The sequence below is a fragment of the Caulobacter sp. BP25 genome, assembly GCF_002737755.1.
GTDB lineage: Bacteria > Pseudomonadota > Alphaproteobacteria > Caulobacterales > Caulobacteraceae > Caulobacter.
Genome location: NZ_PEGH01000003.1, coordinates 39591 through 64638, shown reverse-complemented (window position 1 = coordinate 64638; position 25048 = coordinate 39591). Strand labels below are relative to the sequence as shown.

The 25048-nt window shown below is 66.8% G+C and carries 19 protein-coding genes and 1 pseudogene; 11 read left to right on the top strand and 9 right to left on the bottom strand.

Going from position 1 to position 25048, the window contains the following annotated elements:
- Window positions 1-3: 3 nt before the first annotated feature.
- Genes CSW59_RS01120 through CSW59_RS01080 form a run of 9 tightly spaced genes read left to right on the top strand, consistent with a single transcriptional unit; the run spans window position 4 to window position 8279 of the window.
- Window positions 4-1020, top strand: a complete 1017-nt coding sequence (locus tag CSW59_RS01120; protein WP_099442314.1) for an aminotransferase class I/II-fold pyridoxal phosphate-dependent enzyme — start codon at window positions 4-6, stop codon at window positions 1018-1020.
- Window positions 1010-1855, top strand: coding sequence for an ABC transporter substrate-binding protein (locus CSW59_RS01115; RefSeq protein WP_099442313.1), 846 nt, complete (start codon window positions 1010-1012; stop codon window positions 1853-1855). Before CSW59_RS01120 ends, CSW59_RS01115 begins: the two co-directional genes overlap by 11 nt.
- Complete coding sequence (locus CSW59_RS01110) at window positions 1852-2838, top strand: iron ABC transporter permease (RefSeq protein ID WP_099442312.1); 987 nt, start codon at window positions 1852-1854, stop codon at window positions 2836-2838. The genes CSW59_RS01115 and CSW59_RS01110 overlap by 4 nt, the downstream gene beginning before the upstream one ends.
- Window positions 2835-3614: an ABC transporter ATP-binding protein gene (locus CSW59_RS01105; RefSeq protein WP_099442311.1), complete on the top strand. Its 780-nt coding sequence runs from the start codon at window positions 2835-2837 to the stop codon at window positions 3612-3614. Before CSW59_RS01110 ends, CSW59_RS01105 begins: the two co-directional genes overlap by 4 nt.
- Window positions 3604-4530: an adenosylcobinamide-phosphate synthase CbiB gene (gene cbiB / locus CSW59_RS01100; RefSeq protein WP_099442310.1), complete on the top strand. Its 927-nt coding sequence runs from the start codon at window positions 3604-3606 to the stop codon at window positions 4528-4530. The genes CSW59_RS01105 and cbiB overlap by 11 nt, the downstream gene beginning before the upstream one ends.
- Window positions 4518-5978 carry a cobyric acid synthase gene (locus CSW59_RS01095; protein WP_099442309.1) on the top strand — a complete coding sequence of 487 codons (1461 nt, stop codon included), beginning with the start codon at window positions 4518-4520 and terminating at the stop codon, window positions 5976-5978. The genes cbiB and CSW59_RS01095 overlap by 13 nt, the downstream gene beginning before the upstream one ends.
- Window positions 5975-7006, top strand: a complete 1032-nt coding sequence (cobT, locus tag CSW59_RS01090; RefSeq protein ID WP_099442308.1) for a nicotinate-nucleotide--dimethylbenzimidazole phosphoribosyltransferase — start codon at window positions 5975-5977, stop codon at window positions 7004-7006. The genes CSW59_RS01095 and cobT overlap by 4 nt, the downstream gene beginning before the upstream one ends.
- Window positions 7007-7008: 2 nt before the next feature.
- Window positions 7009-7770 (top strand): adenosylcobinamide-GDP ribazoletransferase, encoded by a 762-nt coding sequence (gene cobS / locus CSW59_RS01085; RefSeq protein WP_099442307.1) that lies wholly within the window; start codon window positions 7009-7011, stop codon window positions 7768-7770.
- Window positions 7767-8279 carry a tyrosine phosphatase family protein gene (locus CSW59_RS01080; RefSeq protein ID WP_201722692.1) on the top strand — a complete coding sequence of 171 codons (513 nt, stop codon included), beginning with the start codon at window positions 7767-7769 and terminating at the stop codon, window positions 8277-8279. The genes cobS and CSW59_RS01080 overlap by 4 nt, the downstream gene beginning before the upstream one ends.
- Before the next feature lie 233 nt (window positions 8280-8512).
- On the opposite strand, the gene CSW59_RS01075 is transcribed toward CSW59_RS01080, so the two are convergent.
- The 6 genes and pseudogenes from CSW59_RS01075 to CSW59_RS01050 all read right to left on the bottom strand — a co-directional run bounded on the left by CSW59_RS01075 (window position 8513) and on the right by CSW59_RS01050 (window position 16282).
- Window positions 8513-9250, bottom strand: coding sequence for a FadR/GntR family transcriptional regulator (locus tag CSW59_RS01075; protein ID WP_099442306.1), 738 nt, complete (start codon window positions 9248-9250; stop codon window positions 8513-8515).
- A 224-nt stretch (window positions 9251-9474) separates the two neighbouring features.
- Entirely contained in the window at window positions 9475-10515 is a 1041-nt protein-coding gene (locus CSW59_RS01070) for a LacI family DNA-binding transcriptional regulator (RefSeq protein ID WP_099442305.1), read from the bottom strand.
- A 100-nt stretch (window positions 10516-10615) separates the two neighbouring features.
- Window positions 10616-12123, bottom strand: a pseudogene (locus CSW59_RS01065) (tryptophan halogenase family protein).
- A complete protein-coding gene (locus tag CSW59_RS01060) occupies window positions 12120-13628 on the bottom strand; it encodes a tryptophan halogenase family protein (RefSeq protein ID WP_099442304.1) in 1509 nt (502 codons plus the stop codon). The pseudogene CSW59_RS01065 and the gene CSW59_RS01060 overlap by 4 nt, the downstream one beginning before the upstream one ends.
- Window positions 13629-13646: 18 nt before the next feature.
- A complete protein-coding gene (locus CSW59_RS01055) occupies window positions 13647-14762 on the bottom strand; it encodes a tryptophan 7-halogenase (RefSeq protein WP_099442303.1) in 1116 nt (371 codons plus the stop codon).
- Window positions 14759-16282, bottom strand: a complete 1524-nt coding sequence (locus CSW59_RS01050) for a tryptophan halogenase family protein (protein WP_099442302.1) — start codon at window positions 16280-16282, stop codon at window positions 14759-14761. The genes CSW59_RS01055 and CSW59_RS01050 overlap by 4 nt, the downstream gene beginning before the upstream one ends.
- A 448-nt stretch (window positions 16283-16730) precedes the next feature.
- Between CSW59_RS01050 and CSW59_RS01045 the strand changes: the two genes are divergently transcribed.
- On the top strand, window positions 16731-19958 hold the full coding sequence (locus CSW59_RS01045; RefSeq protein WP_099442301.1) for a TonB-dependent receptor: 3228 nt from the start codon (window positions 16731-16733) through the stop codon (window positions 19956-19958).
- A 238-nt stretch (window positions 19959-20196) separates the two neighbouring features.
- On the opposite strand, the gene CSW59_RS01040 is transcribed toward CSW59_RS01045, so the two are convergent.
- From CSW59_RS01040 to CSW59_RS01030, 3 genes are read right to left on the bottom strand one after another with little or no spacing between them, the layout of a single operon-like run.
- The gene (locus tag CSW59_RS01040) at window positions 20197-20418 is read right to left on the bottom strand and encodes a hypothetical protein (RefSeq protein ID WP_099442300.1); all 222 of its coding nucleotides are present in this window, start codon (window positions 20416-20418) and stop codon (window positions 20197-20199) included.
- On the bottom strand, window positions 20415-21509 hold the full coding sequence (locus CSW59_RS01035) for a PepSY domain-containing protein (RefSeq protein ID WP_099442299.1): 1095 nt from the start codon (window positions 21507-21509) through the stop codon (window positions 20415-20417). Before CSW59_RS01035 ends, CSW59_RS01040 begins: the two co-directional genes overlap by 4 nt.
- An 8-nt stretch (window positions 21510-21517) precedes the next feature.
- Window positions 21518-23506 carry a TonB-dependent receptor gene (locus tag CSW59_RS01030; protein WP_099442298.1) on the bottom strand — a complete coding sequence of 663 codons (1989 nt, stop codon included), beginning with the start codon at window positions 23504-23506 and terminating at the stop codon, window positions 21518-21520.
- 259 nt (window positions 23507-23765) lie between these two features.
- Here CSW59_RS01030 and CSW59_RS01025 point away from each other — a divergent pair, with 259 nt between their 5' ends.
- A complete protein-coding gene (locus CSW59_RS01025) occupies window positions 23766-24719 on the top strand; it encodes an AraC family transcriptional regulator (RefSeq protein ID WP_161495006.1) in 954 nt (317 codons plus the stop codon).
- Window positions 24720-25048 lie beyond the last annotated feature (329 nt).

The window sequence follows — 25048 nt, the reverse complement described above, 5'->3', positions numbered from 1 at the left end:
GTGATGGCGTCGATCCCCCACCTCGGCGCCCTCCGACATGGCGGCCGTCTCCGCGAGGCGACGGCCGCCTATCCGGACGTGCGCGGGCTCTGGCTCGACCTCTCGACCGGAATCAATCCGGAGCCTTGGTCGGGCGCGCGCGCGTCAGCAGAGGCGCTGCGGACATTGCCCGATCCTGAGTTGCTGGCCGAACTGGAAACGGTCGCCGCGCGCGCCTTTGGCGTGACCGATCCCGCGCGGGTCGTGGCCGTCGCCGGCGCGGACGCGGCCTTGCGGCTGCTCCCGCTCCTGCTGGGCGAGGGCGACGTCGCTATGGCCGCGCCGATCTATGGCGGCCATGTCGAGGCCTGGGCCGACCGAAATCCCTTGATGGTGACGTCGGTGGAAGACCGCCGCGCCGTCGAGGCGGGCATTCTGGTCCTGGTCAATCCGAACAATCCAGATGGCCGTCAGGTCGCGCGCTCCCAGCTCGCAGAGCTTGCCGAGGCGCGAGCGGCTCTAGGGCGCTGGACGATCGTCGACGAGGCATTCGTCGAGACCACGCCCTATCTCAGTGTCGCTGGTCTGGAGATCGATCGGCTGATCGTGCTGCGCTCGTTCGGCAAGTTCTATGGCCTGCCCGGAGCGCGGCTCGGATTCGTCATCTGCGACAAGCGATTGGGGGCGAAACTTCGCGCGGCGCTCGGCGACTGGCCGGTCTGCGCCGACGCCTTGGCTCTGGGCCTGGGCGCCTACGCTGACGAGGCTTGGCGTACGACCACTACGGCCTGCCTTGCGGCCCAGTCCCGCAACGTCGACGCCGTGCTGAGCGCGGCGGGCCTCGCCGTCGTGGGCGGCTGTGATCTCTTCCGCTGGGTCGAGGTTCCGGACGCGCACCGATTGTTCGTCGGCCTCTGCCGGCAAGGCGTGCTGACCCGGCCGTTCGCGGAGCATCCGACGCGACTGCGGTTCGGCATCCCCTCGCGCCATAACCTCGATCGTTTGCGTGAGGCGCTGCAGGCGGTGCGCCATGCAGCCTAGCCGTCGCGCCATAGTCGGTGGCGTCCTGGCCTTAGGCGCGGCCACGCCCGCCGTCGCGGCGCCTCGGCGGATAGCCTCATTGAACGCGTGCCTGGACGCCATGCTGGTGCATCTGGCGGACCGCTCGCAGATCGCCGCCCTTAGCCACTATGCGCGGGAGGAGCAGGGCTCGACCGTGGCGGCGCAGGCGCGCACCTTGCCGTTCACCTGGGAGAGCGCGGAGGAAATCATCGCGCTGCAGCCGGATCTGGTCCTGGCAAGCCAGCACTCGGCGCTGGCGACCCGCAATGCGCTCAAGCGTCTGCATGTGCCGGTCGAGCGCTTCACCGTCCCCAAGACGGTCGAGGAGGGCCTGGCCCAAGTCCAGCGCGTCGCCGGCCTGATCGGCCATCCGGAGCGCGGCGAGCGACTGGTGGCCCGCATCCGGGCCGCCTTGGCCGCAGCGACGGTTCACCCCGGCGCCCGACGGCTGAGCGCTTTGATCTATCAACCCAATGGCTTCGCGGCGGGACCTCACACCTTGGTCGACGAGATGATGACTCTGGCCGGATTCGACAACGCCGCCCGGCGCTATGGCCTCAAATCCTGGGGCAATGTCCCGCTCGAGCTACTGCTGGCCGATCCGCCGGAAGTGCTGTTGGTCGGCGAACCCGCGCCAGGCGGTCGCAGCTGGGCTGACCGGGTCATGACCCATCCGGCGCTGGGGGCGCTCAAAGGACGGATGAAGCAGGCCCGCTTCCCCGAGCGCCTGCTCTATTGCGGCGGGCCGGTGCTGATCCAGACCGCGCAGGCCATGGCCCGTGCGCGCGGCGAAATCCTGGGAGATATGGCGTGAACGCGCGATCGCCTTGGTTCGTCTGCGGCGTCCTGGCGGCGTCGCTGATCTTGTTGTTCGCGCTCAGCCTGTGCGCCGGACGGGTCTGGACGCCCTGGAGCGCCTGGGTTTCGGGCGGCGCCGATCCGCGCGGGGCGATCATCTTCGGATTGCGGCTGCCTCGCACCATTCTTGCCTTGCTGGTCGGCGGCGCGCTGGGGCTGAGCGGCGCGGCGTTGCAGGGCTACACCCGCAATCCGCTGGCCGATCCGGGCGCGCTGGGGGTCTCTTCCGCGGCGGCGCTGGGCGCGGTTCTGACTCTCTATCTCGGCGCGGCGAGCGAGACAGGCTGGATCCTGCCCGCGACCGCCATGGTGGGCGCGGGCCTTGGCATGGTCGCCCTGCTGGCGCTGGCGGGCGTGACCTCCAGCATCGTCACCTTCATCCTGGCGGGCTTCATCATCCAGACCGTCTGCACCGCCGGCATCTCCCTGGCGCTGAACCTGGCCCCGAACCCTTGGGCGGTGGACGAGATCGTCAGCTGGCTGATGGGATCGCTGGCCGACCGCAGCGTCGAGGAGGTGCGCATCGCCGCCCCGGGCGTGATCCTGGGCAGCCTGGTGCTGCTGACGCAAGGGCGCGCGCTGGACGCTCTGACCCTGGGCGAGCAGGGCGCGCGGTCGCTGGGCGTTGGCCTGACGCGGACGCGGCTCTCGCTGGCGATCGGCGTGTCTCTGGCGGTGGGCTCCAGCGTGGCGGTGACGGGGGTCATCGGCTTTGTGGGGTTGATCGTCCCGCATCTTCTGCGGCCCTGGGTTGGTTCGAGGCCCGGCGCATTGCTGTGGCCCTCGCTGCTGGGCGGCGCGGCGCTGACGCTGGGCGCAGACATCCTGGTCCGCCTGACGCCGGCCGCCGAGGAGGTCAAGCTGGGCGTCGCCATGGCCGCCCTGGGCGGGCCGTTCTTCCTCTGGATGCTGATGGCGATGCGCAGGAGGCTGGCGTGAGCGAGGGACTGCTTGCCGAAACGGTTGGGCTTAGCCTGGGCGGCCGTCTGGTTCTCGACCGCGTCACGACAGGTTTCCGCAAGGGTGAGCTGGTGGCGATCGTCGGTCCCAACGGTGCGGGCAAGTCCAGCCTGCTGTCGTGCCTGGCGGGCCTGAGGCGGCCGGATGCGGGTAAGGTCTTCCTGGACGGAGAGATCGTGGCGGCCATCCCAGCGCGGAGCCGCGCGCGCGCGATGGCCTTCCTGGCCCAGACACCGGAGATCGCCTGGGACGTCGATGTGCGGACCTTCGTCGGGCTGGGCCGCACACCGCATCTGGGCGCGTTCGGCCCCAGCACGGAGGACGCCGCCGCCGTCGACCTGGCGATCGCGACGACGGGCCTTGGCGACTTCGCCGCACGGCCGATCACGCGCCTGTCGGGCGGGGAGCGGGCGAGGGCCCTGATCGCGCGGGCCCTGGCCGGCCAGACCGACTGGCTGCTCGCCGACGAGCCTCTGACCGGCCTTGATCCCGGGCACGCTCTGGACACGGTTGGCCTGTTTCGCCAGCTGGCGCATGACCAGGGCAAGGGGGTCATTGTCACGCTGCATGACCTTACCTTGGCCGCGCGCTTCGCCGATCGGGTGTTGCTTCTGGATCGTGGTTGCCTGGTCGCCGACGGCCCTCCTGGCCAAGCCCTCACGCCCCAGGCCCTGGCGATGGCCTATGGCGTGCGGACCCGCACCCATAAGGGTGCGGCCGGTCCGCTGATCGAGATCCTGCGTCGTGTGGACTAGCCCCTGGATCGTGCTCGCCGCCGCTGCTTTGGAAGCCTTGGTTGGCTATCCGGACGCGCTGCACCGCCGCGTTCCGCATCCCGTGGTCTGGATTGGAAACCTGATCTCGCGACTGGAAGTCGCGCTCAATCGTCCCACCTGGAGGGAAGACGCGCGGCGGATGACCGGCGTGGGAGTCCTTGCGACTATCGTTGTGGTCAGCGGGTCGGTCGGCTGGTTGCTCGCCAAGCTTGGAGGTCCCTATGTCGTCGCGGTCGTCGGGACCTTGGGCCTCGCGCAGCGCAGTCTCTATCAGCATGTCGCTGCTGTCCTTGAGCCTTTGCGGGCGGGAGACTTGGCGGCGGCCCGCGAGGCGGTCGGCCTGATCGTTGGGCGTGACGTGCAGCGCCTGGACGCTGGTGAAGTGGCCGCCGCAGCGATCGAGAGCCTGGCCGAGAGCTTCAACGACGGCGTGGTCGCGCCGATCTTCTGGTTCGTGGTCGCCGGCTTGCCCGGGCTCTTTATCTACAAAGCGGTCAACACGGCCGACAGTCTGATCGGCCACCGCGAGCCGCGCTGGCGCGCGTTCGGCTGGGCCTCGGCGCGGTTCGACGATCTTCTGAATCTGGCGCCCGCGCGGCTGGCCGGAGCGCTGATCGCGCTGGTTGGACGCGGCGGCTGGTCGGTGATGTTCCAGGACGCCCCCAAGCACGCCTCGCCCAACGCCGGCTGGCCCGAGGCGGCGATGGCCGGCGCCCTGGGCGTGCGTCTCGGCGGGGCGGCCTGGTATGACGGCGAGCGGTCCGATCGTCCCGTGTTCGGCAGCGGACGAGAGGTCCGGACCGAGGATCTGTCCCGCGCACTGCGCATCTACCTCCTTGCCTGTACGATGCTCTGGCTGCTTCTGGCGTGTGGAGGACTGGCATGGCCGCGCTGATGATCCAGGGCTGCGGGTCCGACGTCGGCAAGTCCGTACTGGTCGCGGGCCTCTGCCGGCTATTCGCCAATCGCGGCCTGAGGGTTCGCCCGTTCAAGCCGCAGAACATGTCTAACAACGCCGCAGTCACCGCCGATGGCGGCGAAATCGGCCGCGCCCAGGCGCTGCAGGCGATCGCCTGCCGCACGCCCGCGACCGTCGATATGAACCCGGTGCTGCTAAAGCCTCAGAGCGATGTCGGCGCCCAGCTGGTCGTGCGCGGCCAGATGGCCGGAACCTGGAAGGCCAGCGGCTACCAGGCGCGTAAGGGTGAGCTGCTGGACACAGTCCTCGAGAGCTTCCGCCGGCTGGAGGCGCAGAGCGACCTCGTCATCGTCGAAGGAGCGGGAAGTCCGGCCGAGATCAACCTACGCGCAGGCGACATCGCCAATATGGGCTTCGCGCGCGCCGCTGACGTGCCGGTCGTGCTGATCGGCGACATCGACCGAGGTCATGTGATCGCCGCCCTGGTCGGCGCCCACGCGGTGCTGGACGAAGGTGACCGGGCCATGGTGCGCGGCTTCCTGATCAACAAGTTCCGAGGCGATCCGGCGCTGTTCCAAGACGGCCGCCGGATGATCGTCGAGGCCACGGGATGGCCCGACCTGGGCATGGTGCCGTGGCTCGCGGCGGCGCGGCGGTTGCCGGCCGAGGACGCCGTCGTACTCGATGGGACGTCGCCGCAGGACGGGCGCAAGATCCGCATCGTGGCGCCGATGTTGTCGCGCATCGCCAATTTCGACGAGTTCGACGCCCTTCGGACCGAGCCGGAGGTCGCCTTCGCCTTCGTTCCGCCCGGCCAGCCGCTGCCCGGCGACGCTGATCTCGTCATACTGCCGGGGACCAAGGCGACCCTGGCGGACCTGGCCTTTTTCCGCGCACAAGGCTGGGACATCGACCTCCTGGCGCATGTCCGGCGCGGGGGGCGCGTGCTGGGGGTCTGCGGGGGCTTCCAGATGCTGGGGCGCTGGCTGTCCGATCCCGAGGGGATTGAGGGCGCGCCCGCCTCGGTGGAGGGCCTTGGCCTGCTCGACGTCGAAACCGTGATGACGGATCGAAAGACCCTGCGCCACGTGACGGGACGACTACCCGGCGGCGCCGCTTTCGGCGGCTACGAGATGCACGTCGGCCGCACCGGGGGCGGCCATACACCGATGCTTCGTTTCGACGATGGCGATGAGGACGGAGTCATCTCGCCCGATGGGCGGGTGCGAGGCTGCTATGTCCATGGCTTGTTCGACAGCGGCGAGGCAAGGGCGGAACTGCTGGCCGAACTCGGCGCGTTTTCCGATCGCCTCGACCAGTCCGCCCGCGTCGATCAAGCGCTCGACGAAATCGCTTCGGCCCTGGACGTGGCGTTTGACATACCCGCGCTTGCCGCCATCGCCGGCCTTGAGAGTTTCCGATGAACTTGCCCGCCGTTTCACTGATCGACCCGGCAGGCGCCGAGGCTCTTCGCGCCCAGCTCGACGCCAAAGCCAAGCCGCTTGGCGCCCTGGGGCGCATCGAGGACCTAGCTGTCCGGCTGGGCCTGATCGCGAGCGGTCCGCCGCCGTCGTTTGACCGGGCGCTGTTGCTGGTCTTCGCCGGCGATCACGGCATGAACGCCGAGGGCGTCTCCGCCTATCCCTCCGCCGTCACCCAGGCGATGGTCGCGACCTTCCTGGCTGGCAAGGCCAGCGCCAACGCCTTCGCGCGGGCCGTGGGCGCGGAGTTGCGTGTTGTGGACGCCGGCGTCGACGCGGATCTTTCGCCTCATCCCTCGCTGATCGCGTCGAAGATTCGACGCGGCAGCCGCAACGCCGCTATCGAGCCCGCCTTGACGTCCGCCGAGGCCGTCGCCGCCCTCGAGAGCGGCGCGCACATAGCGCTGCGGGCGGCGGCGGAGGGCTTCGACATCCTCGCTCTTGGCGAGATGGGCATCGGCAATACCGCTTCGGCGGCCTTGATCATGCACCGCCTGGCGCCGGCGCCCCTGGCCGAATGCGTCGGCCGCGGCGCCGGGCATGACGAGGCGGGCCTCGCGCGCAAGACCGCCGTCCTGGAGCGAGCGGCCGCGCGCAGCGCCGCTACCGAGCCGCTTGAGGTGCTGGCCGAGTTCGGCGGGCTGGAGATCGCCATGATGGCCGGCGCCATCATCGGCGCGGCCTCGGCCAAGGTTCCGGTTCTGATCGACGGCTTCATCGTCTCCGCCGCCGCCCTGGTCGCGATCCGATTGGTTCCAGAGGTCAAGGACTACTGCGTCTTCTGTCACCGCTCGGCCGAGCAGGGGCATGGCACGCTGCTGGCCGCGCTGGAGGTCGATCCGCTTCTGGGTCTGGATCTGCGATTGGGCGAGGGGACAGGCGCGCTTCTGGCCCTGCCGTTGGCGCGCGCGGCCTCGCGCCTGTTGAGCGATGTCGCCACCCTCGACGACGTGTTGAGCGGGCGGCTCTGAGCATGGGCTGGCTTCGTTTACAGGCCCGACTGCTGCTCTGCGCCGTCCAGTTCCTGACGCGGATTCCGACGCCTCCGCTCAAAGACTTCCAGGCCGACTGGATCACGCGAGCCACGCGGTATTTTCCTCTGGTTGGTCAGGGTGTTGGCGCGATCTCCGCCGGCGCCTTCTTCCTGGGATACTCGCTCTGGGGCTCGGGCGTGGCGGCGATGCTGGCCGTCGGTGTTGGCCTGCTGACAACCGGCGCCTTCCACGAGGACGGGCTCGCCGATACAGCCGATGGCCTGGGTGGCGGCCAGACGGCGCAGCGTCGGCTGGAGATCATGAAGGACAGTCGCATTGGGACCTACGGCGTCTGCGCCCTTGCGGTCGCTTTGGGTCTGAAGGTCGCCGTGCTGGGGACCTTGTCTGTCGAGGTCGGCGCCTTGGCGCTTTTGGCGGCCCATGGCGTGGGCCGGGCGGCGGCTGTCGTGGTCATGCGGGTTACGCCCTATGCGCCCTCTGGCGAGGCCGGCAAATGGAAGCCGACACCGATGGGCGTTCGAACGGGCGAGGTGATCGCCGCCCTCATCATCGCGGCCTGGCCTCTGCTGCTTCTACCCGCGCCCGCCGTCGGGCTAGGTCTGGCGCTGGGCGTCGTCGCGGCGCTGGTGTTGGTCAGAACAGCGGTGCGGTTGATCGGCGGTCATACCGGCGATGTTCTCGGCTCGGTCGAACAGGTCTTCGAGGTCGGTTTCCTGCTTGGCCTGGCGGCGCTGGCATGAGGCTGATCGTCTGCCCAGGCTCCGCCGTCGATGCGCTATTGGCTGGCGCGCGCGTGGATCATGTCCTGACCCTGGTCTCGCCTGACGTGGAGGTCGGGCCGCGCTCGATCGCGACCACTGTTCTGCGCTTCAACGACATCGCCGCGCCAAGGCCAGGCCTGATCGCGCCGAGCCTTGGGACCGTCCAGGCGATCATCGACCTTGGGCGCGCCATGCCGGCCGAGGCGACATTGCTCGTTCACTGTTTCGCCGGCGTCAGCCGGTCTCCGGCGGCCGCCTATATCCTGGCCTGCGCGGCGGGGGCTGCTGGCGATGAGCACGCCATCGCGCAACGACTTCGCGCGACGTCGCCCAAGGCCACCCCGAACCCGCTGATGATTTCCCTGGCCGACGATATCCTGAAGCGGGGCGGCGTCATGAGCGCGGCCATCGGCGCCATTGGGCGAGGTACCAACGCCTACGAAGGCGACGTTATCGACTGGACGCTTGGCGACCTGACCGGCGGCTAGAGTCAAATTGACGGCCTTGCGCCGCCATAACTCATGGGAACGCCAACAGTCGTCGTGACCGCTGATCGGGAATTTGTAGGAGTAATTTCGGGCCGCGTAATAAGTGGCCGAACAAAAACCCTGGGAGCGAGAACGCTATGGGGCTCTTTGGCAAGAGAGGCGGCCGACCCGGCCGGTTCGACGCCTATGCGCGCTGGTTGGCCATGCGCGGCTATCTGAGCACGCCCTAGCGCTCACATCACCGAACGGGTGTCCTCGAGGGCAAGCTCGACCAGGGTCTGCATGGCCGCGCTGGCCGCCTCGGGATCGCCGGCGGCGATCGCGTCGCAGACCTTTGCGTGATCTGGCACCGGATCGCGGGGCAGGGCGCGGGAACGCTGCTTGAACTCCGTCGTCCAGCTGACCGCAGCGCTGATGCTGGCGCTGAGCGCGATCATCGCGTCGTTGTGGGTGGCGCGCAGCAGAGCGTCATGGAAGGCCTTGTCAGCCGCGCGGCCAGCTTCGGTCGCCAGGGTGTGGCGACGCATGCCGGCCAAGGCGTCCTTCATGGCCTTGATGTCGTCCTTGTCGCGGCGCTCCGCGGCGAAGCGCGCGGCGGCGGGCTCCACGACCGATCGGAGTTCGAAGAGGTCCCTCACGAAGCTGACATCAGGCTCGGCCGAGAAGGCCCACGCCAGGACGGTGGGGTCCAAGATGTTCCAGCGACTGCGTGGCAGCACCCGCGTGCCGGCCTTGGGCCGGCTCTCGACCAAGCCCTTGGCGGTCAGCACCTGAACGGCCTCGCGATAGGCGCTGCGCGAGACGTCCAGCGCCTCGGCGTTGGCGATCTCGCCCGTCAGCTTCTCGCCGGGCGCGATCTGGCCGGAGACGATGGCTGTGCCCAGATAGTGCGCGACCGCGCCGCGCAGACGCCGACCCGAGCCTCTCGTCGACTTGGGGATCGACTTGGTCTCAGGCTCTTCGGTCGGCATGCGTCAGACTCCTGGCGGCGTTCGAGGTTCTATAAGCGCAACCGCACGAGGCTTGGCAAGTTGTCAGACTGTTTGAGGCTTCCAGCGGGACCATCCCCAGGGAGTTGGCTTAGATCTCGGGTTTCAGGCCCGGTATGGCCGCCATCCCGACACCGCTTCCCGCCCACAAGTCGGCGTATGACGCCACGCCCGTGTACCCCGACATGGGTGGACCTTGGCGGTGTCTAGGAGGCAAGGGGGGCGGCCGTCGATTGGCGCGCGATGATCTCGTGATCGAGAACGTGCTCGCTGGCGCCTTGGCCATCCGGCACGGGCTTGGCGATCTCGGCCGTCAAAAGGCTCAGCGCTTCGGCGGCCAGCTTGCGGACCGGCTGATGTACGGTGGTTAGCGGCGGCCATAGCGTCACTGCAGCCGGCGTGTCGTCGAAGCCGACAACGGTCAATTCGCGCGGCACGTCCAGATGCCGACGGTGCGCGACCGAGACGGCCGCGGCGGCCATGTCGTCGTTGCTGGCGAAGATGGCCGTTGGCGGTGTGTGGCTGTCCAGCAGCTGTTCCGCCGCCGCCAGGCCCGAGGCGAAGCTGAAATCGCCTTGGGCGATGACGGTCGTCGCGCCGTCGATCTCCCGGACCGCGTCCTGAAAGCCCGCCAAGCGCCGGGCGCTGGCGGCCTGGTTCGGATTGCCGAGGATGAAGCCCAGATGCCGATGGCCGAGGCGGAGTAGCGCGCGGGTCATCTCATAGGCCGCGAGGTGATCGTCGATCCGAACCGAGATCGCGCCCTGGACATCATAGGCGCCCACCGCCGCCATGGGGAGGCCGGCGTTGCCGAGCGCCTCCAGGACCACCGACGACTCCCCCAGCGGCGGCGCGAGAATGACGCCGCGAATTCCGGATTCCGCCAAGGCCTCCAGCTCCGCCGCGCTGGGTGGGCGCCCGCCTTCGCCGCCCTTGAGCAGGATCAAGCGCGCGCCTCGGATTGAGGCCTCCTCGAAGACGCCGGTCAGGAAGTCGCTCATGAAGGCGGCGCTGGGATTGGAGTAGACGACTCCGATCCGCAGTTCGGTTGACGTCACCAGGCTGCGCGCCGCGACATTCGGCGTGTAGCCCAGCGTGCGAATGGCCTCATTGACCGCCAGGCGGGTCTTCTGACCGACGCCGGGGCGGTCGTTGATCACGCGCGACACCGTCATGGCCGACACGCCAGCCACGGCCGCGACATCAATGATGGTGGGACCGCGAATGGCTCCTGAATGTCTCGCCAATCTCGCTCGTCTCCCGAAAGTCGCCCGTGACGCCGGTCTGAATAAGACGGCTCAGAGAAACGCTGTTCTTGTGGCTGGCCAGCTTGGCGTCAAGCCCGCCTCACGCCGCCGCGCAGTTCTGGCCAATGAAGTCCATGTGGTCGGGCATGACCTCCGCCGAGCGGGCGATCACGGCCTTGATCTCGGCCATCCGCGCTTTGAATACCCCCTCGTCCATGGTGTCGGCCATCGGATCCCAGGCCTGCGGGAGGATGCCTTGGCCGATGAATACCGCGAACCACGAGGTGTCGTTGAACAGCTCCTCGTTCTCGCGAAACACGCGGCCCGAGCCCCTGAAGAGGTCGATCTTATCGGCCAGGTACTCGGGGACGGGCATCTCGCGCAGATAGTCCCAGTAGGGCGTGTCGTTCCGGCGTGTGGCCTTGAAGTGCAGGATCAGAAAGTCCCGGATCTTCTCGTACTCGAAGGTCATGACCCGGTTGTAGCGGTCGATGTCGGCCTGGCGGAACGCGCGGTCGGGGAAGTGGGCCATAAGGCGCGATATGCCCACCTGGATCAGGTGGATCGACTGGCTTTCCAGCGGCTCCATGAAGCCGGCGGAGAGGCCGATGGCCACGACGTTCTTGAGCCAGCTCTTCTTACGGCGACCGGCGGTGAAGCGTATCAGGTTCGGCTCGGCCAGCGGCTGACCGTCCAGATGTGAGAGCAGATAGGCCGTGGCTTCATCCTCGCTGACATGGTCGCTGGAAAAGGCGTAGCCGTTGCCCAGGCGGTGCTGCAGCGGGATGCGCCACTGCCAGCCGTGCGGCCGAGCCGTCGCTCGCGTCACCGGCGCCATCGAGCCCCCAGCGCGCAAGGAACGGCCACGGCGCGGTCGTTCAGCAACCACGGGCGCCAGTCCTCGTAACCGGCCTTCAGAGTCTGTTCGATCAAGAGGCCCCGGAAGCCCGAGCAGTCGATGAAGAGATCGCCCTCGATCACCTGGCCGCTCTCCAGCATGACCGAGGTGACAAAGCCGGTCTCGCCGTCTTGCTGGACCGTCTGGATCCGGCCCTCCTGGCGGGTCACGCCGCGCGCCTCGGCGTAGTCGCGCAGGAAGCGGGCGTAGAGGCCCGCGTCGAACTGGAAGGCGTAGGCGATCTGGCCCAGCGGCGAGTTGGCTTGGCCGTTGGGCCGCATGAACTTGCTCTGGCGCGCGCCCACGGTCTGCAGGCTGTAGGCGCCCAGGTCGTCCTCGAGACCCAGCGCCCGGGCTTTCAGCCAGTAGGCGTGGAACGACACGCCCTCCATGTCGACGCCATAGGGGCCGAATGGGTGGTGATAGGCCTGACCGATTTCCAGCCAGTCGACGAAGTCGATGCCCAGCTTGAAGGTGGCCTTGGTCTTGCGGACGAAGTCGTTCTCGTCGAGGCCCAGCATGCGGTTGAACATGTTGATCTGGGGGATCGTCGACTCGCCGACCCCAACCGTGCCGATGGCCTCTGACTCGACAAGGGTCACGCGGGTATGGCCGTCCTTCAGGAAGCGGCCGAGCGCAGCGGCGGTCATCCAGCCGGCGGTGCCGCCGCCGACGATCACGACACGGCGCAGGCGGTTGTTCTCGGTCATGCAGGATCTCTAGCGGCGCAGTAGCGGGCGATGAAGGCTTCGTGAGGCGGGAGGGCTTCGGCCGTCTGGCGGATCAGGCCCGCTAGGCGCGAGAGCTGCGCCTTGAGAGCGTCGGTCTCAAGGGCGTCGACCAGCGGGTCGTGGCGGCGCGGAACGACGCCCTGACCTAGCAGCACGGCGATCCAGCTGGCCTCGGCGAAAAGGTCATAGTCCGAGACGAACAGTCGTCCGGACGCGGCGAACAGCTCGATCTTATGTTGGAGGCTCTGGGGGATCGCCATCGCTCGGGCGTCGCGCCAATAGGGTTCGTCGCGGCCGTTGGCCTTGAAGTGCAGGATGATGAAGTCGCGGATCAGCTCGACCTGCAGGGCGGTCAGCCGATTGTACTCGGCGATCTCAACTGGATCGAAGCCCGTGTGCGGGAATAGGGCGAGTAGCTTGGTGATCCCGGCCTGGATCAGGTGAATCGAGGTGCTTTCCAGCGGCTCCAGGAAGCCCGAGGACAGGCCGATGGCCACTACGTTCTTGACCCAGGCCTGCTTGCGGCGACCGGCCTGGAACCTCAGGAAATTCGGCTCGCCCAGCGGCTCGCCATCCACGGTGGCGCGCAGACGGCTCAGCGCCTCGTCGTCGCTGATGTGCTTGCTGGAATAGACATAGCCGTTGCCGGTCCGGTGCTGCAGCGGGATCCGCCAGCGCCAGCCGGCGGCGTCGGCGGTTGCGCGAGTGTAGGGAGTCAGGCCATCGCCGCCAGTCACGCAGGGCAGGGCCACGGCCCGGTCATTGGGCAGCCAATGGCTCCAGTCGTCATAGCCGGCCTGCAGCGCCTGCTCGATCAGCAGACCCCGGAAGCCCGAGCAGTCGATGAAGAGCTCGGCTTCGAGCGCCTGACCGCTCTCAAGCGCCACGCCGGTGACGAAGCCGGTTTCGCCATGCTGGCGCACCTCGGCGACCTTGCCCTCGATCCGGATGACGCCTCGCTGCTCGGCATAGGCGCGCAGGTATCTGGCGTAGAGCCCAGCGTCGAAGTGGAAAGCGTATTTCAGGCTCGACAGCACCTGGCCCGGATCACGGGCGGGCGGGGCGTAGCGCTTCAGGTGCGAGGCCTGGGCGGACAGGTTGAACGCGTCGATCGGCGGCGCCCAGCCCTCGTGCAAGGCCCGCAGCCAGGCCTGATGGAACTTCAAGGCCTCAATATCCAGGCCGAAATTTCCGAACGGGTGCAGGTAGCGGTGGCCCTCGCCCATCCAGCCGACAAACTCGATGGCCAGCTTGAAGCTGGCCTTGGTGGCCCGCATGAAGTCGGCCTCGTCCAGGCCCAGCACCTGGTTGAAGGTGTTGATCGGCGGGATGGTGGCCTCGCCGACCCCGACCGTGCCGATCTGCTCGGACTCGACAAGGCGCACGCGCACGCCGGGCGGCAGAGCCTTGGCCAGGGCCGCAGCCGTCATCCAGCCGGCCGTTCCGCCGCCAATGATCAGAACTTCGCGGATGGAGGCGGTCATCGGGACGCTCCGGATGGTCTAGGCACGCGGCATCGCCTCCGCCGTCTGTTCCAGCACGCGCCGCATCCGCTCCAGCAGGTCTCGGACGCGCTCGGGCGGCTGGCGCAGGGCCAGAGGATCGGTGCGACGCGGCGTGATCCCGCGCGCTAGAAAGGCGTGGACGAAGGCGCTCTCTGGCCAGACTTCCTCGTCGTACATCACCACGCGTCCTCGGCTTTCGAACTGAGCGATCTTCCAGGCCAGCTCCTCTGGCGGCGCCGAAAGGTCGCCCCAGCGCAGGATGGCCATGTCGCGGGCGCGCTCGGCCGAAGCGGCCGACAAGCGCTCGAACTCCGCGGCTGCGGCGGGCGTGTCGGGGAAGAGGCTGATCAGCCGGGCGATTGCGCCTTGCAAAAGATGCAGGTCACCGCCGTCTCCGGCCCCGAAGGCGGCGTAGGCCGCGCCGATGGCGACGCGGTTCCCGCTCACCGCGTGCGTTCGGCGGCCGGCGCTCAGGGGCGCGGGCTCGAACGTCGAGACCAATCCTGTGTCGTCGGCGAGCCGCCGGCCCGTGCTTAGCCAGGCGCTCCAGTCGATCCAGTCATCTCCAGGGGACGTCGCGGCGGTGTCGATGATGACCTCGACGTGGGCGTTGGTCGGCGCGATTTCCGCTCCAGCCTTCAGCGCGACGGCTTTCAGCAGATCGGCATAGGCGGCTGCGTCCAGCGTTAGACCATGGTCCAGGGTCGACAGCGGCGAGCGGGGGTCGGCGCTCCCTGGTGTGAAACGGCCCCGAGAGGCAGCCTGGGCGGCGAGGCTCCAAGCCTCCAGCGCGGCCGGTTTTCCAGCAGCGCGCCAGTGGTGATGAAAAGCCACGCCGTCCAGAGCCGCGCCGGTCTGGCCGAACGGCTCGAGCATATCGTTGTAGCGCGCGCCCAAGCGCGGTCTGGCGCCGGCCTCACTGGCTAGGCTCTCATCGGAAATCCCCAGGCGCGCGTGCAGACCGCGCAGAGCGGGCAGGGCGGCAATACGCCCTTCGGGCCTCCGACCCTGATCCGCCACCTGGACCTCAAGGACGCCTCGGCCCGCCGTCGCGAGCGCCGCGCCCGTCATCCAGGCCTCTACGCCGCCGCCGCTGATCAGCACGCGCTTCATGCCGGAACTCTCGGGCCGACCAGCGACCGTAGGAAAGCCTCATGCGATGGCATGGCCTGAACCGCGCGGGCCACGGCGGCTTTCAACTCGGCCATGACGCGCGCGGAGTCGACGGTAGGGACCGCCTCGACCAGAGGATCAAGGCCGCTCGGAATGACGTTCTGGCCCAGATAGACCGACAGCCAGGAGGGTTCCTTGAAGAACCCGTCCTTGTAGGCGACCACGGCGCCGCGCTCGCGGAACAGCGCCAGCTTGTAGGCCAAGCTTTCGGGGATTGGCGCGGTCCGCCGGTCGTTCCAGAAGGCCGAGTCCGTCCGTTGGTTGGCGTGGTAGTGCAGGATGAGGAAGTCGCGGACGCGCTCGAACTCCAGCACCATGACGCGGTTGTATTCGTCCTGGTCGGCGGCCTCGCAACCGCTGTTCGGAAACAGCTCCAGCAAGGTCGAGATCCCGACCTGGATCAGATGGATCGAGGTGCTCTCCAGCGGCTCCAGAAAGCCGGACGAAAGCCCGATCGCCACGACGTTTTTCAGCCAGGCCTTGCGTCGTCGTCCTGTGACGAAGCGCAGTACGCGGGGCTCGGCCTGGGCTTGGCCGTCCAGCTTGGACAGCAGGACGTGGGCGGCCTCGTCGTCTTCGATATAGCCGGAGCAATAGACATAGCCGTTGCCCACGCGATGCTGCAGCGGGATGCGCCAGCGCCAACCACACTGGTCGGATGTGGCGCGAGTGTAAGGAACCGGCGGCTCGACCGAGGCGCAAGGGACGGCTACGGCGCGGTCGCAGGGCAGCCAGTGGGTCCAGTCGTCGTAGCCGGCTTTCAAGGTTTGCTCGATCAGCAAGCCCCGGAAGCCCGAGCAATCGACGAACAGCTCACCCTCGATCCGCCGACCGTCCTCCAGCGTCACGGCGGTGACAAAGCCGTCCTCCGGACGCTGGTCCACGGCGACGATCTTGCCCTCGGTGCGCGTGACGCCGCGCGCCTCTGAATAGTCGCGCAGATAGAGGGCGTATAGGGCCGCGTCGAACTGATAGGCGTAGTTGTAGGTCGAGCCCAGCGAGCGGGGGTCGCTCGCCGGCGGGGCGAACTTGCCCGCGCGGCTGGCCATGATCGGCAGGCTATAGCGCTCGATAGGATCGAACGATTGGCCGGCCGCCTCGGCGTGAGCGCGCGCTCGCAGCCAGTGCTGGTGGAAGGGGACACCGCCAATCGTGTGGCCGTAGGCGCCGAACGGATGGATGTAGCTCTCGCCTCTGCGGCCCCAGTCTCGAAACTCGATGCCCAGCTTGTAGGTGGCCTGGGTGCGCCGCATGAAGTCAGCCTCGTCCAGGCCCAGGCGAGCGTTGTAGTCGCGGATGTGAGGCACCGTGGCTTCGCCCACGCCCACCGTGCCGATCTCCGCGGACTCGACAAGCTCGATCGTGACCGGCAGGCCCTTCAAGACAGCCGCTAGGCCGGCCGCGCTCATCCAGCCCGCCGTGCCGCCGCCGATAATCACGATCTTACGCACAGAGGTCATGGGCGCCGCTTAAGGCGCGCGCGGCGCCGACGTGAAGCGGCGCCGCCAGACGGATCAGCAAGCACAAGGGCTGTCTGTGTTGCGCGAATGACCTTCGGCGTCATCGTTGTTTCCTCCCCGCCATGATTTCGCCGACACTTTAGCAGCAGCGCAACCTGGTTAATTGACAACGCTGTCTCGCGCTGTAATCGTTATTTCACCCGGACATCGAGAATCCGGTTCGCGTGGTCAGGCCACGGAAGGGGAGGCAACCAGGGGACGTCAGGTCGGCTAAGCGCCCGCAGACCCCCGATGATAGCGCTCCCATTCCTCTTGGCTAAACGAGCCGGACTTGCATGACAACGCTTGACGGCCGGTCGTCAGTCGTGTGACCTGACCAAAATGGTCACGGTAACATGACCAGTGGTGGCGCTCACGCGTTGCTGAGAAACGATTAGGGGAGGGAACTATGGGCGCAGCCAACAGGCTGTCCGCTGCCGGCGGACGTGAATCCATCAGCAATAATCTGAAATATGGGGCTTCCGCCCTTGTGCTCGGCGCCTTGGTGTTCGGCGTGCCGGCCATGGCGCAGACGGCGGCCAAGGCGGAAGGCGATCAGGTCGTCGATGCGGTGATCGTCACCAGCATCCGGCAGAGCCTGAAGAGCAGCCAGCAGTTGAAACAGTCGTCGGAAATCATCGGCGATTCGATCACCGCCGAAGACATCGGCGCGCTGCCGGACCGGTCCGTGACCGAAGCGCTGTCGCGTGTGCCCGGCGTTTCGATCAACCGTTTCGCCGCAGGCACTGATCCAGACCACTTCTCGGTCGAAGGTTCGGGCGTCGTGGTTCGCGGCCTGAACTTCGTCCGTTCGGAGCTGAACGGGCGCGACACCTTCACCGCCAACAACGGCCGCATCCTAAGTTTCGCCGACGTTCCGTCCGAGCTGATGGGCGGCGTGGACGTGTTCAAGAGCCCCTCTGCCGACATGATCGAGGGGGGCATCTCGGGCACGGTGAACCTGCGCACGCGCCTGCCGTTCGACAATAAGGGCGAGGTCAAGTCGCTCTCGATAGAGAACAGCTATGGCGACATGTCCAAGCAGTGGAAGCCGACGATTTCGGGCCTGTACAGCAATCGCTTCGACACCAAGTTCGGCGAGATCGGCATTCTGGGCAGCCTCGTCAGCTCGCGCCTGACGACCCGCAGTGACGCCATCCAGGTTTCGAACTTCGGCTGCCGCACCAACCTCGGCGTCGCCGTGGCCACCTGCGCCAACGGCAACGGCGTCTGGTTCCCGCGCGGCGCGGCGTTCCGCTCGACCACCACCGACCGCAAGCGCGACGGCCAGGCCGCCGCCATCCAGTGGAAGAGCAACGACGGCACGATGCAGGCCGCGTTCCAATACCTACGCTCGAAGTCGACCGCCAAGTGGACCGAACACGCCATCGAGATCGCCACCGACAACGTCGCTGGCAACGGCGACTCGCGTCCGGCGGACGGCACCACCTTCACCTTCGATGACAGCGGCATTTTTACCAACGGCATCATCACCGGCGGCACTGGTTGGCGCTCCGACCAGACAGGTTCGGATCCGCGCACGCCGATCAATGGCCTGCAGTCGAATAATGTCCGCCGGGACGAAAACAACACCAACGAAACGAGTGACTACGGCTTCAACTTCAAGTGGACGCCGAACGAGCATTGGGGCTTCCAGTTCGACGCCCAGCACGTCGACTCCAAGGTCGACGCGATCAGCATGGGCCTGTGGGGCTCGTCGTTCCAGAACGCCGCGATCACTTTGAACGGCAAGGATTTGCCGGAGGTGTCGTTCACCGCGCCGTCCAGCGGCACGGCTCTGCCGACCTGCACCACCTTCAACGGCAGCTGCACCACCTATCTGCGCGGTGCGAACAACTCGTTCAGCAACCCGTACAACAACTTCTGGCGCTCGGCGATGGACCACATTGAGCAGTCCGAAGGCACGGAAGACGCGGTCAAGTTCGACGTCGAGTACAAGTTCAACGACGATAGCTGGTTCGACTCGATGAAGGCCGGCGTGCGCTGGGCCGAGCGTGATCAGACCACCCGCTTCTCGTCCTACAACTGGGGCGTTCTGTCCGAAATCTGGGGCAGCGGCGGTCCGGTCTGGATGAGCGATCAGCTCAACGGCAACCCCACCACGGCCGGCGGCGAGACCAGCGAGCGCTACGTCGAGACGGTCGCGTTCGATAACTTCCTGCGAGGCAAGGTGGCGGTCCCGACCGGCTCGCAGCCGCGCCTCTTCTTCTCGCAGAACCTGGTCGACAACTACGGCGCCGTGTCGCAGTTCGCCATGCTGGTCGGCGATGAGTGGCGCGACCGCCTGTCGGGCGGCTGCCCGCAGAACTGGGTCCCGCTGGCGCAGCGTTGCGGCGTCACCGCGGGGACGCCCTTCCGTCCTCAGGAAATCAACCCGGTCAACGAGAAGACTCAGTCAGCCTACCTGATGACGCGCTTCAAGGGCGATGTCGGGGACTACCGCGTCAGCGGCAATATCGGCTTGCGCTATACCAAGACCGATCGCAAGGCTCAGGGCTATCTGGCCTTCCCGATCTCGACCAGTCTGGCCACCGACGCCGACTGCGCCAAGGCCCTCACGGACTGGCTGGCGCTGCCGGAACCGAAGACTCCGTTCTCGCCGTCTTCCTTCTGCACGCTCACGCCTCAGGTTCGGGCCGCCGCGCGCGCCTGGCAGAACGGGGCCACAGTGCAGACCACGGCCAAGGCCTCGTTCGAGTACTGGCTGCCCAGCTTCAACCTGAAGGTCATGGCGCCGCACGGCCTGCAATATCGCCTGGGCCTGTCCAAGACGATCACGCCGCCCGACATCGGCCTGACCCGCAACTACTACAACCTGTCTCTGAACACGAACAACGACGGCATCACCAACGGTCAGCCGACGGGCAACGTCACGGTCGGCAACCCGTTCCTGAAGCCGACCCAGTCCAAGAACATCGACGCCTCTATCGAGTGGTACTTCGCGCCGGTCGGCTCGCTGACCGTCGCGCTGTTCTACAAGGAGATGACCGACGTCGCGACCAACACGACCGCGCGTCTGCCGTTCACCAACAACGGCGCCACGTTCAACGTGTTGGTGACGACCCCCGGCAACTCGGACCAGACCGCCAAGCTCAAGGGCTTCGAGGTCGGTTACCAGCAGTTCTATGACTTCCTGCCCAAGCCCTTCGACGGCCTGGGGATCAACGCCAACTACAGCTACATCGAAAGTTCGGGCGTGCCGCAAAGCACGCTGTCGGCGACCGACCCCGACGTGGCCGCCGGCCGCGTGGCCACGGTCGACACCAGCAAGCTGCCGCTGCAGGGCCTGTCCAAGCACAACGCCAACTTCGCGCTCATCTATGAGAAGAAGAAGATCTCGGCGCGCCTGGCCTACAACTGGCGTTCGGACTTCTTGCTGACGGTTCGCGACGTGATCATTCCCTACGCCCCGATCATGAACGAGGCGACCGGCCAGCTGGACGGCTCGTTCTTCTACACCGTCAACGACAAGGTGAAGGTCGGCGTCCAGGGCGTGAACCTGCTGAACGAGACCATCCGGACGACGCAGATCCTGAACAACGATCTGCTGAAGACCGGTCGCTCGTGGTTCATGGCTGACCGCCGCTACACCTTCGTGGTGCGCGCCAGCTTCTAATAGCGGCGTTCCTGGAAATGACCTCGCCGACCTTTCGGCGGCGAGGTCTGCCAGTCTCCCGAGATCTCGCACGCATCGCCGTTGATTGGGCGGTCCGCGCCTTCCTGGAGACTTGGCCACGGCAGCAATTGGCGTATCTGTAGCGCGACGTCACGATTGACCGAACGGAGACGGTTCGCGTTCTGGCCGCCTGTTTACGCACATTCTGGCTAGAGCCAACGGGGTTCGGCTTGGGGTGTCAGGTCTCCTTCGCCGATTGCCTTGGTTGGGATTGTTCGAGAGTGGTGGCAGCGCGCATGCCATGCATCGCCCTCGCCGAGACCTGGGCGACAAGAATCAGAGCTGGAGCGATCAGGACATAGGCGACGACATCCCATGCTCCGTCGCCAAGCAGCGCCAGGATAAGTCCGGCGAGCATGGCGACCGCCAGCAAGGCGGCCAGCAAGAGAGACTTTTTCATGCGGGGACCTCCGGGCTGATGTTGCGCGGGCGCCTGCCGCCCTTGGAAAAGGTCAACTTCAGACCACTGATCAGCACGGCGATGGTCACCAGATCCAGCAGCGTCCACATAACCTTCAGTGGCGCGCCGCCGTAGTCGCCAAAGTGCAGCGGCTGGGAGAGGGCCAGGGCGGAAATATACCAGGGCGGCCGAGGCGCGCCGATCACGCGGGCGGTGACGCTGTCGACCAGGACCGGCTGGAAGATGTGCTCTTTCAGTCCATCGGGCCCCCGCAGATACACGGCGTGGAACCGGTCGCCAGCCATCAGCGAGCCCGGATAGGCGACGAAGTAGGGCTGGTAGTCGGGAAAGCGGGCGCGCCCCGCGGCGACGATCGCGTCTATCGACGCCGTCTTGCCTGTCGGCGGTGATCCGCGCTGGGCGTAGGTCGAAAGCTCGCTCATCTGCCAGAACTGGATGATCGAGGCGCCCCAGGTATTGATGAGGCCGGTGGCGCCGACTACCAGCATCCAGGCCATGATGACCGCGCCCAGCATGTTGTGCAGGTCCAGCCATGCCGTGCGCTTCGTCCTGCCGACGCGGACTTGAGCGAAGCCGGCCTTGCGCGCGAAGGGACCGTAGATGACGATCCCCGAGACCAGGGCCACGATGAACAGGACGGCTGGAACGCCCAGCACCAATGGCCCCATCGGTCCGAGCAGTAGTGTCCCGTGCAGATCGATCAGCCACTGGGTGGGGCTGGCGCGATCTCCCCCCGATGGCGGGCTGGCCGTGGCGGCGTCGATCAGCACGTTCTCATTGTCAAAGAAGGATTTAGCGCCCGGCGGCGCGATCGACAGAGTGATCACGCCGGGCTTGTCGGGCTCCCATACCAGGAAGTGGATTTTGCCAAGGGGGCGAGAGATTCGAGCGGCCGCCTCGATCGCCGCCAGCGGCGCCGGCCTAGCCTCGGCTTGACCACCCGCGCCATATCCCAAGGCGTGGTCGATCTCGCCCCGGAAGATCAAGGGCAGGCCGGTTACGCAGAGCACCAGCAGGAAGGCGGTGCAGATGAGGCTCGACCACTTGTGCGCCCAGATCCAGAAACGCATGATCAGCCTCAATAGGACGCGCGGACGCGAAGGCCGACCTGGCGGCCTGGGCCCGCCTGATAGACATTGACCCCCGGGGCGAAGGCCACGCCGTAGGGCGCGTAGAGCTTGTCGCCCAGATTCTCGCCGTAGAGGTCGAGGCTCCAGCGGTCCGTCGGCCGCCAAGAGAGGCGCGCGTCGTAGAGCGCGAAGGCGGCCTGGCCAAGAGTGTTGGTTTCCTCGAACCAGTAACGGCCCGAATAGCTCACGCCGACCTGCGCCTCTAGCCCGCCGAGCGCGCCGGGCAGGGCCACGCGCCGCGTGACGGCCGCCCGTCCTGTCCAGCTTGGCGCATAGGGCAGGATATTGCCCGTCAGGTTGGCGGTCGGATTGGTCGGGTTATGATAGTCGGTGAACTTGGCCTTGTTGTAGGCGACCCGCGTCTCGATCCGCCAGGCGGCGTCGACGTCCCAGTCCAGCCGCGCCTCGGCGCCCCTGGACTCCACCTTGCCCACGTTGCTCAGGTACTGACTGGGGGCGAAGCCGACATAGTACTGATAGTCGTCGCTACGCGTGAAATAGGCTGCGGCGGTAAAGCGCAGTCGGTCTTCCAGCCGACGGGCGCGCAGGCCCGCTTCCAGATTCCATAGCTTTTCGGGCTTGTAGGAAAAGCCTACCGTCGCGGGCGTGACGAACCGGCTGAAGCCGCCGGCCTTGTAGCCGCTGCTGGCCTGGGCGTAGAGCCGCGTGTCCTCGCGAACCTGATAGCCAACCGCCAGTTTAGGCGAGACGCTGTGGAAGTCCTTGTCACTTTCCAGGATCAGCGAGCCCTGACCGGCGGTGGCCTCCACGCTGTGCTGGTCCAGGCGCAGGCCGCCCGTAACGTCCAGGCGGTCGGACAGCTTGTAGGTCGCCTCGCCGAACGCGGCGTAGGTCTTCAGCGTCTGGGCCGCGCTCTGAGCGTATTGGGGGCGGGCGAAGGTGAAGTCGGTGTGCTCGAAGGCCAGGCCCGCCACATAGGACAGCGCGCCACCGATCGCCGCCTCATCGCTGAGGCGCAGTTCCTGGGTGAAAGTCTTCTGGGTTTCGGGACTCAAGGTGCTGAGCACAGTGCGTTGATAGTCGCGATCCTGGTAAGCGGTGACCGAGGTCAGCTTGGCCCGCCCCAGGTCCGCATCTAGGCGAAGGCTGGCCAGGTCATGGGTCAGCCGATGACGGCTGTCGGCCGGATAAACGGTGCGGGTCGGCAGATCGGAGGCCAGGACGTACTGCTCCTCGGTCGAGCGGACATCCATGCGCGAAAGGGTCAGCAGTGCGCTGACGGGGCCGCCCTCGGGGGCGAAGCGTAGGCGGGCGCGGCCATTGACGCTTCGGCTGTCGCCCAGGCGCGAGCCGTCCGTCGGGCTACGATATTCGCCATCCTCTTGGCGATAGCCGGCCGAGAGCTCCAGGAACGTCGACCCGCCCAGGGCGACGCTGGCCAGGGCCGATCCGGCGCGAAGACGCGAGGCGACCTCGCCCTGAGCAATGACGGTATGACCGTCCGGCGGGCTGGAGACCAGGCTGATGACCCCGCCCATCGCGCCACGGCCATAGAGCGTGCTCTGCGGGCCGTACAGGACCTCGACCTGCTGCAGATTTAGCGGCAGGGCTTGGCCGAACGTCGCCTGATCCTGAGGGACGCCATCCAGATAAATCTGGACCGTCGGATTGTAGAAGTCGACCGACGACTGGCCGCGCAAGGTCAGGCTCAGATAGGTCTTGCTGGCCCGCTGGCGAACGGTCAGGTCGCCAATCACCCCGCCCAGCTGATCGACCGACGTCGCCCGAGACAAGCCGATGTCGTCACCGCGTATCACCACGGCCTGGCCGTTCAGCGACTCAAGGCTCTGGGCTCGCTTGCTGGCGGTGACGATCAACGCCTCGGACTGGAAGCCGGCGGTGGCTTCCGCATGGGCCTGCGCGCCAAGGCCCGTCAAAAGGCTGGCGCTCAGCAGCCAGAGCTTGATCGACGTCATATCGAATTCCTGGTGACCGGCGTCGCTCCGACAGCGCGCCTTTCTCGTGAGGCCGCGCTTAAGCCTGACGTCGAGAGGGGGCTAACAGGATCGGGGCGCCGATAGCCGCGATCGGGGAATAATTGACTTTGAGAACTATTCGCAATTAAGATCGCTCATGCTCACTGATGCCGCCAAACCGGCTTTGCCCCGCCGTTTTCAGCTTCGCGAGCGGCGCCTTGCTCAATACGCGGCTCGGAATCTTGCCGCATGCGTGGGCATGCCCGCAGCGCAGTACTTCGCGGAGCGGATTCCGGTCGCCGGCTTTAGCCGACGCTTCGCCGCCCGTGAGGGGTTGGACGTGCTGGCGCATGATGTCGAGGTGCTGGAGGCCAGCGCCCAGGAAATAAAGTCCGAACCTTGCCTGGCCTTGACCTTGATGTTCGAAGGGCGGGGGGAGGGCGTCATCCTCGGAGACGCCGACGGCCCGGACCTCAGTGTCGGCTATGGCCCCATGACCTGGTACGCCAGTTTCTCGACGCGGACGTTGAAGGGCCGCTCGACTGCGCCCGGCGGGGCCCGCTATCGACTCGTTGAGCTGCGGATCTCACACGCCTTCCTGGCCCGTCTCGGGCGGCTTGAGGACCTGATGGCGCTAGACGCCCGGCATCCGCGCCACTGCATGTCCAGGCCCGGGATATGGGTCGCCGCCGCTCCGGTGACGCCGGCCCTGGCCCAAGTTGGCGAGCAGTTGCATGCTATTGCTCGCGGCGATCATGTCGATGATTTGCTGCTGGATGCCCGCGCTCTGGAGTTCCTGACGCTCTCGATGGAAATGATCGCGTCGCGGGAGGCGGTCCGCCAGGAAGGGTTGGATGCGCGCCGTCGACGTCAGGTCGAGCAGGCCGCCGCGCTGCTGCGGGCCGATCTCGTCCATCCCTGGACCATCGCCGTCCTGGCGCGCCGCATTGGTCTTGGCGAGAAGACGCTGAAACAGGGGTTCCGCCAACTTTTTGGCGTTGGCGTGATCGGCTACCTGCAAGACCAGCGGCTGCAGGCCGCCCGAACGCTCCTGATCGAGCAAGGCGTCAGCGTCACCGAGGCGGCGCTGCAGGTCGGCTATGTCAATCTCAGTCACTTCGCGCGACTTTACCGCCGCGCCTTCGGTGTTTCTCCAAGGCAAGCCGCGCGCGCTGATGCGCTGCATACACATTTTTCCGATAATATATCTTAGACGATTAATGTTAGCCGCTCCTGTTGTCGGTTTTTGTCCCTGACTCAACAAGCGGTGCACTTTGGATTCTGGGGTCACTAGGCGCGTAACGCACTCGTTAGCGTGACGCACTCGTTATGAGCCGAGCCATAGAGGGCCGGCATGACGCGCTGAGCCTTCGAGGCTCTCGTGGGACAGACTCGCGACGTCATTGCCTCTCAAAACTCTGAGGCCTCGCCAACTCAGAAGGACGCAAAGCCCGATCATGACGGCTGCAGCCTTGGCGATATGCGGGTCGTGATCAGTCGCCAAGCGATAAAGCGAAATCGGCAGGAATGTCAGCGCCAGAC

Bases quoted from the DNA above. Each gene is read 5' to 3' on its own strand.
- CSW59_RS01095 (WP_099442309.1), top strand. From the start codon at position 4,518: ATGGCCGCGCTGATGATCCAGGGCTGCGGGTCCGACGTCGGCAAGTCC.
- CSW59_RS01115 (WP_099442313.1), top strand. From the start codon at position 1,010: ATGCAGCCTAGCCGTCGCGCCATAGTCGGTGGCGTCCTGGCCTTAGGC.
- cobT (WP_099442308.1), top strand. From the start codon at position 5,975: ATGAACTTGCCCGCCGTTTCACTGATCGACCCGGCAGGCGCCGAGGCT.
- CSW59_RS01050 (WP_099442302.1), bottom strand. From the start codon at position 16,282: ATGACCTCTGTGCGTAAGATCGTGATTATCGGCGGCGGCACGGCGGGC.
- CSW59_RS01120 (WP_099442314.1), top strand. From the start codon at position 4: ATGGCGTCGATCCCCCACCTCGGCGCCCTCCGACATGGCGGCCGTCTC.
- CSW59_RS01045 (WP_099442301.1), top strand. From the start codon at position 16,731: ATGGGCGCAGCCAACAGGCTGTCCGCTGCCGGCGGACGTGAATCCATC.
- CSW59_RS01040 (WP_099442300.1), bottom strand. From the start codon at position 20,418: ATGAAAAAGTCTCTCTTGCTGGCCGCCTTGCTGGCGGTCGCCATGCTC.
- CSW59_RS01060 (WP_099442304.1), bottom strand. From the start codon at position 13,628: ATGACCGCCTCCATCCGCGAAGTTCTGATCATTGGCGGCGGAACGGCC.
- CSW59_RS01030 (WP_099442298.1), bottom strand. From the start codon at position 23,506: ATGACGTCGATCAAGCTCTGGCTGCTGAGCGCCAGCCTTTTGACGGGC.
- cobS (WP_099442307.1), top strand. From the start codon at position 7,009: ATGGGCTGGCTTCGTTTACAGGCCCGACTGCTGCTCTGCGCCGTCCAG.
- CSW59_RS01055 (WP_099442303.1), bottom strand. From the start codon at position 14,762: ATGAAGCGCGTGCTGATCAGCGGCGGCGGCGTAGAGGCCTGGATGACG.
- CSW59_RS01025 (WP_161495006.1), top strand. From the start codon at position 23,766: ATGCCCGCAGCGCAGTACTTCGCGGAGCGGATTCCGGTCGCCGGCTTT.
- CSW59_RS01080 (WP_201722692.1), top strand. From the start codon at position 7,767: ATGAGGCTGATCGTCTGCCCAGGCTCCGCCGTCGATGCGCTATTGGCT.
- CSW59_RS01075 (WP_099442306.1), bottom strand. From the start codon at position 9,250: ATGCCGACCGAAGAGCCTGAGACCAAGTCGATCCCCAAGTCGACGAGA.
- CSW59_RS01035 (WP_099442299.1), bottom strand. From the start codon at position 21,509: ATGCGTTTCTGGATCTGGGCGCACAAGTGGTCGAGCCTCATCTGCACC.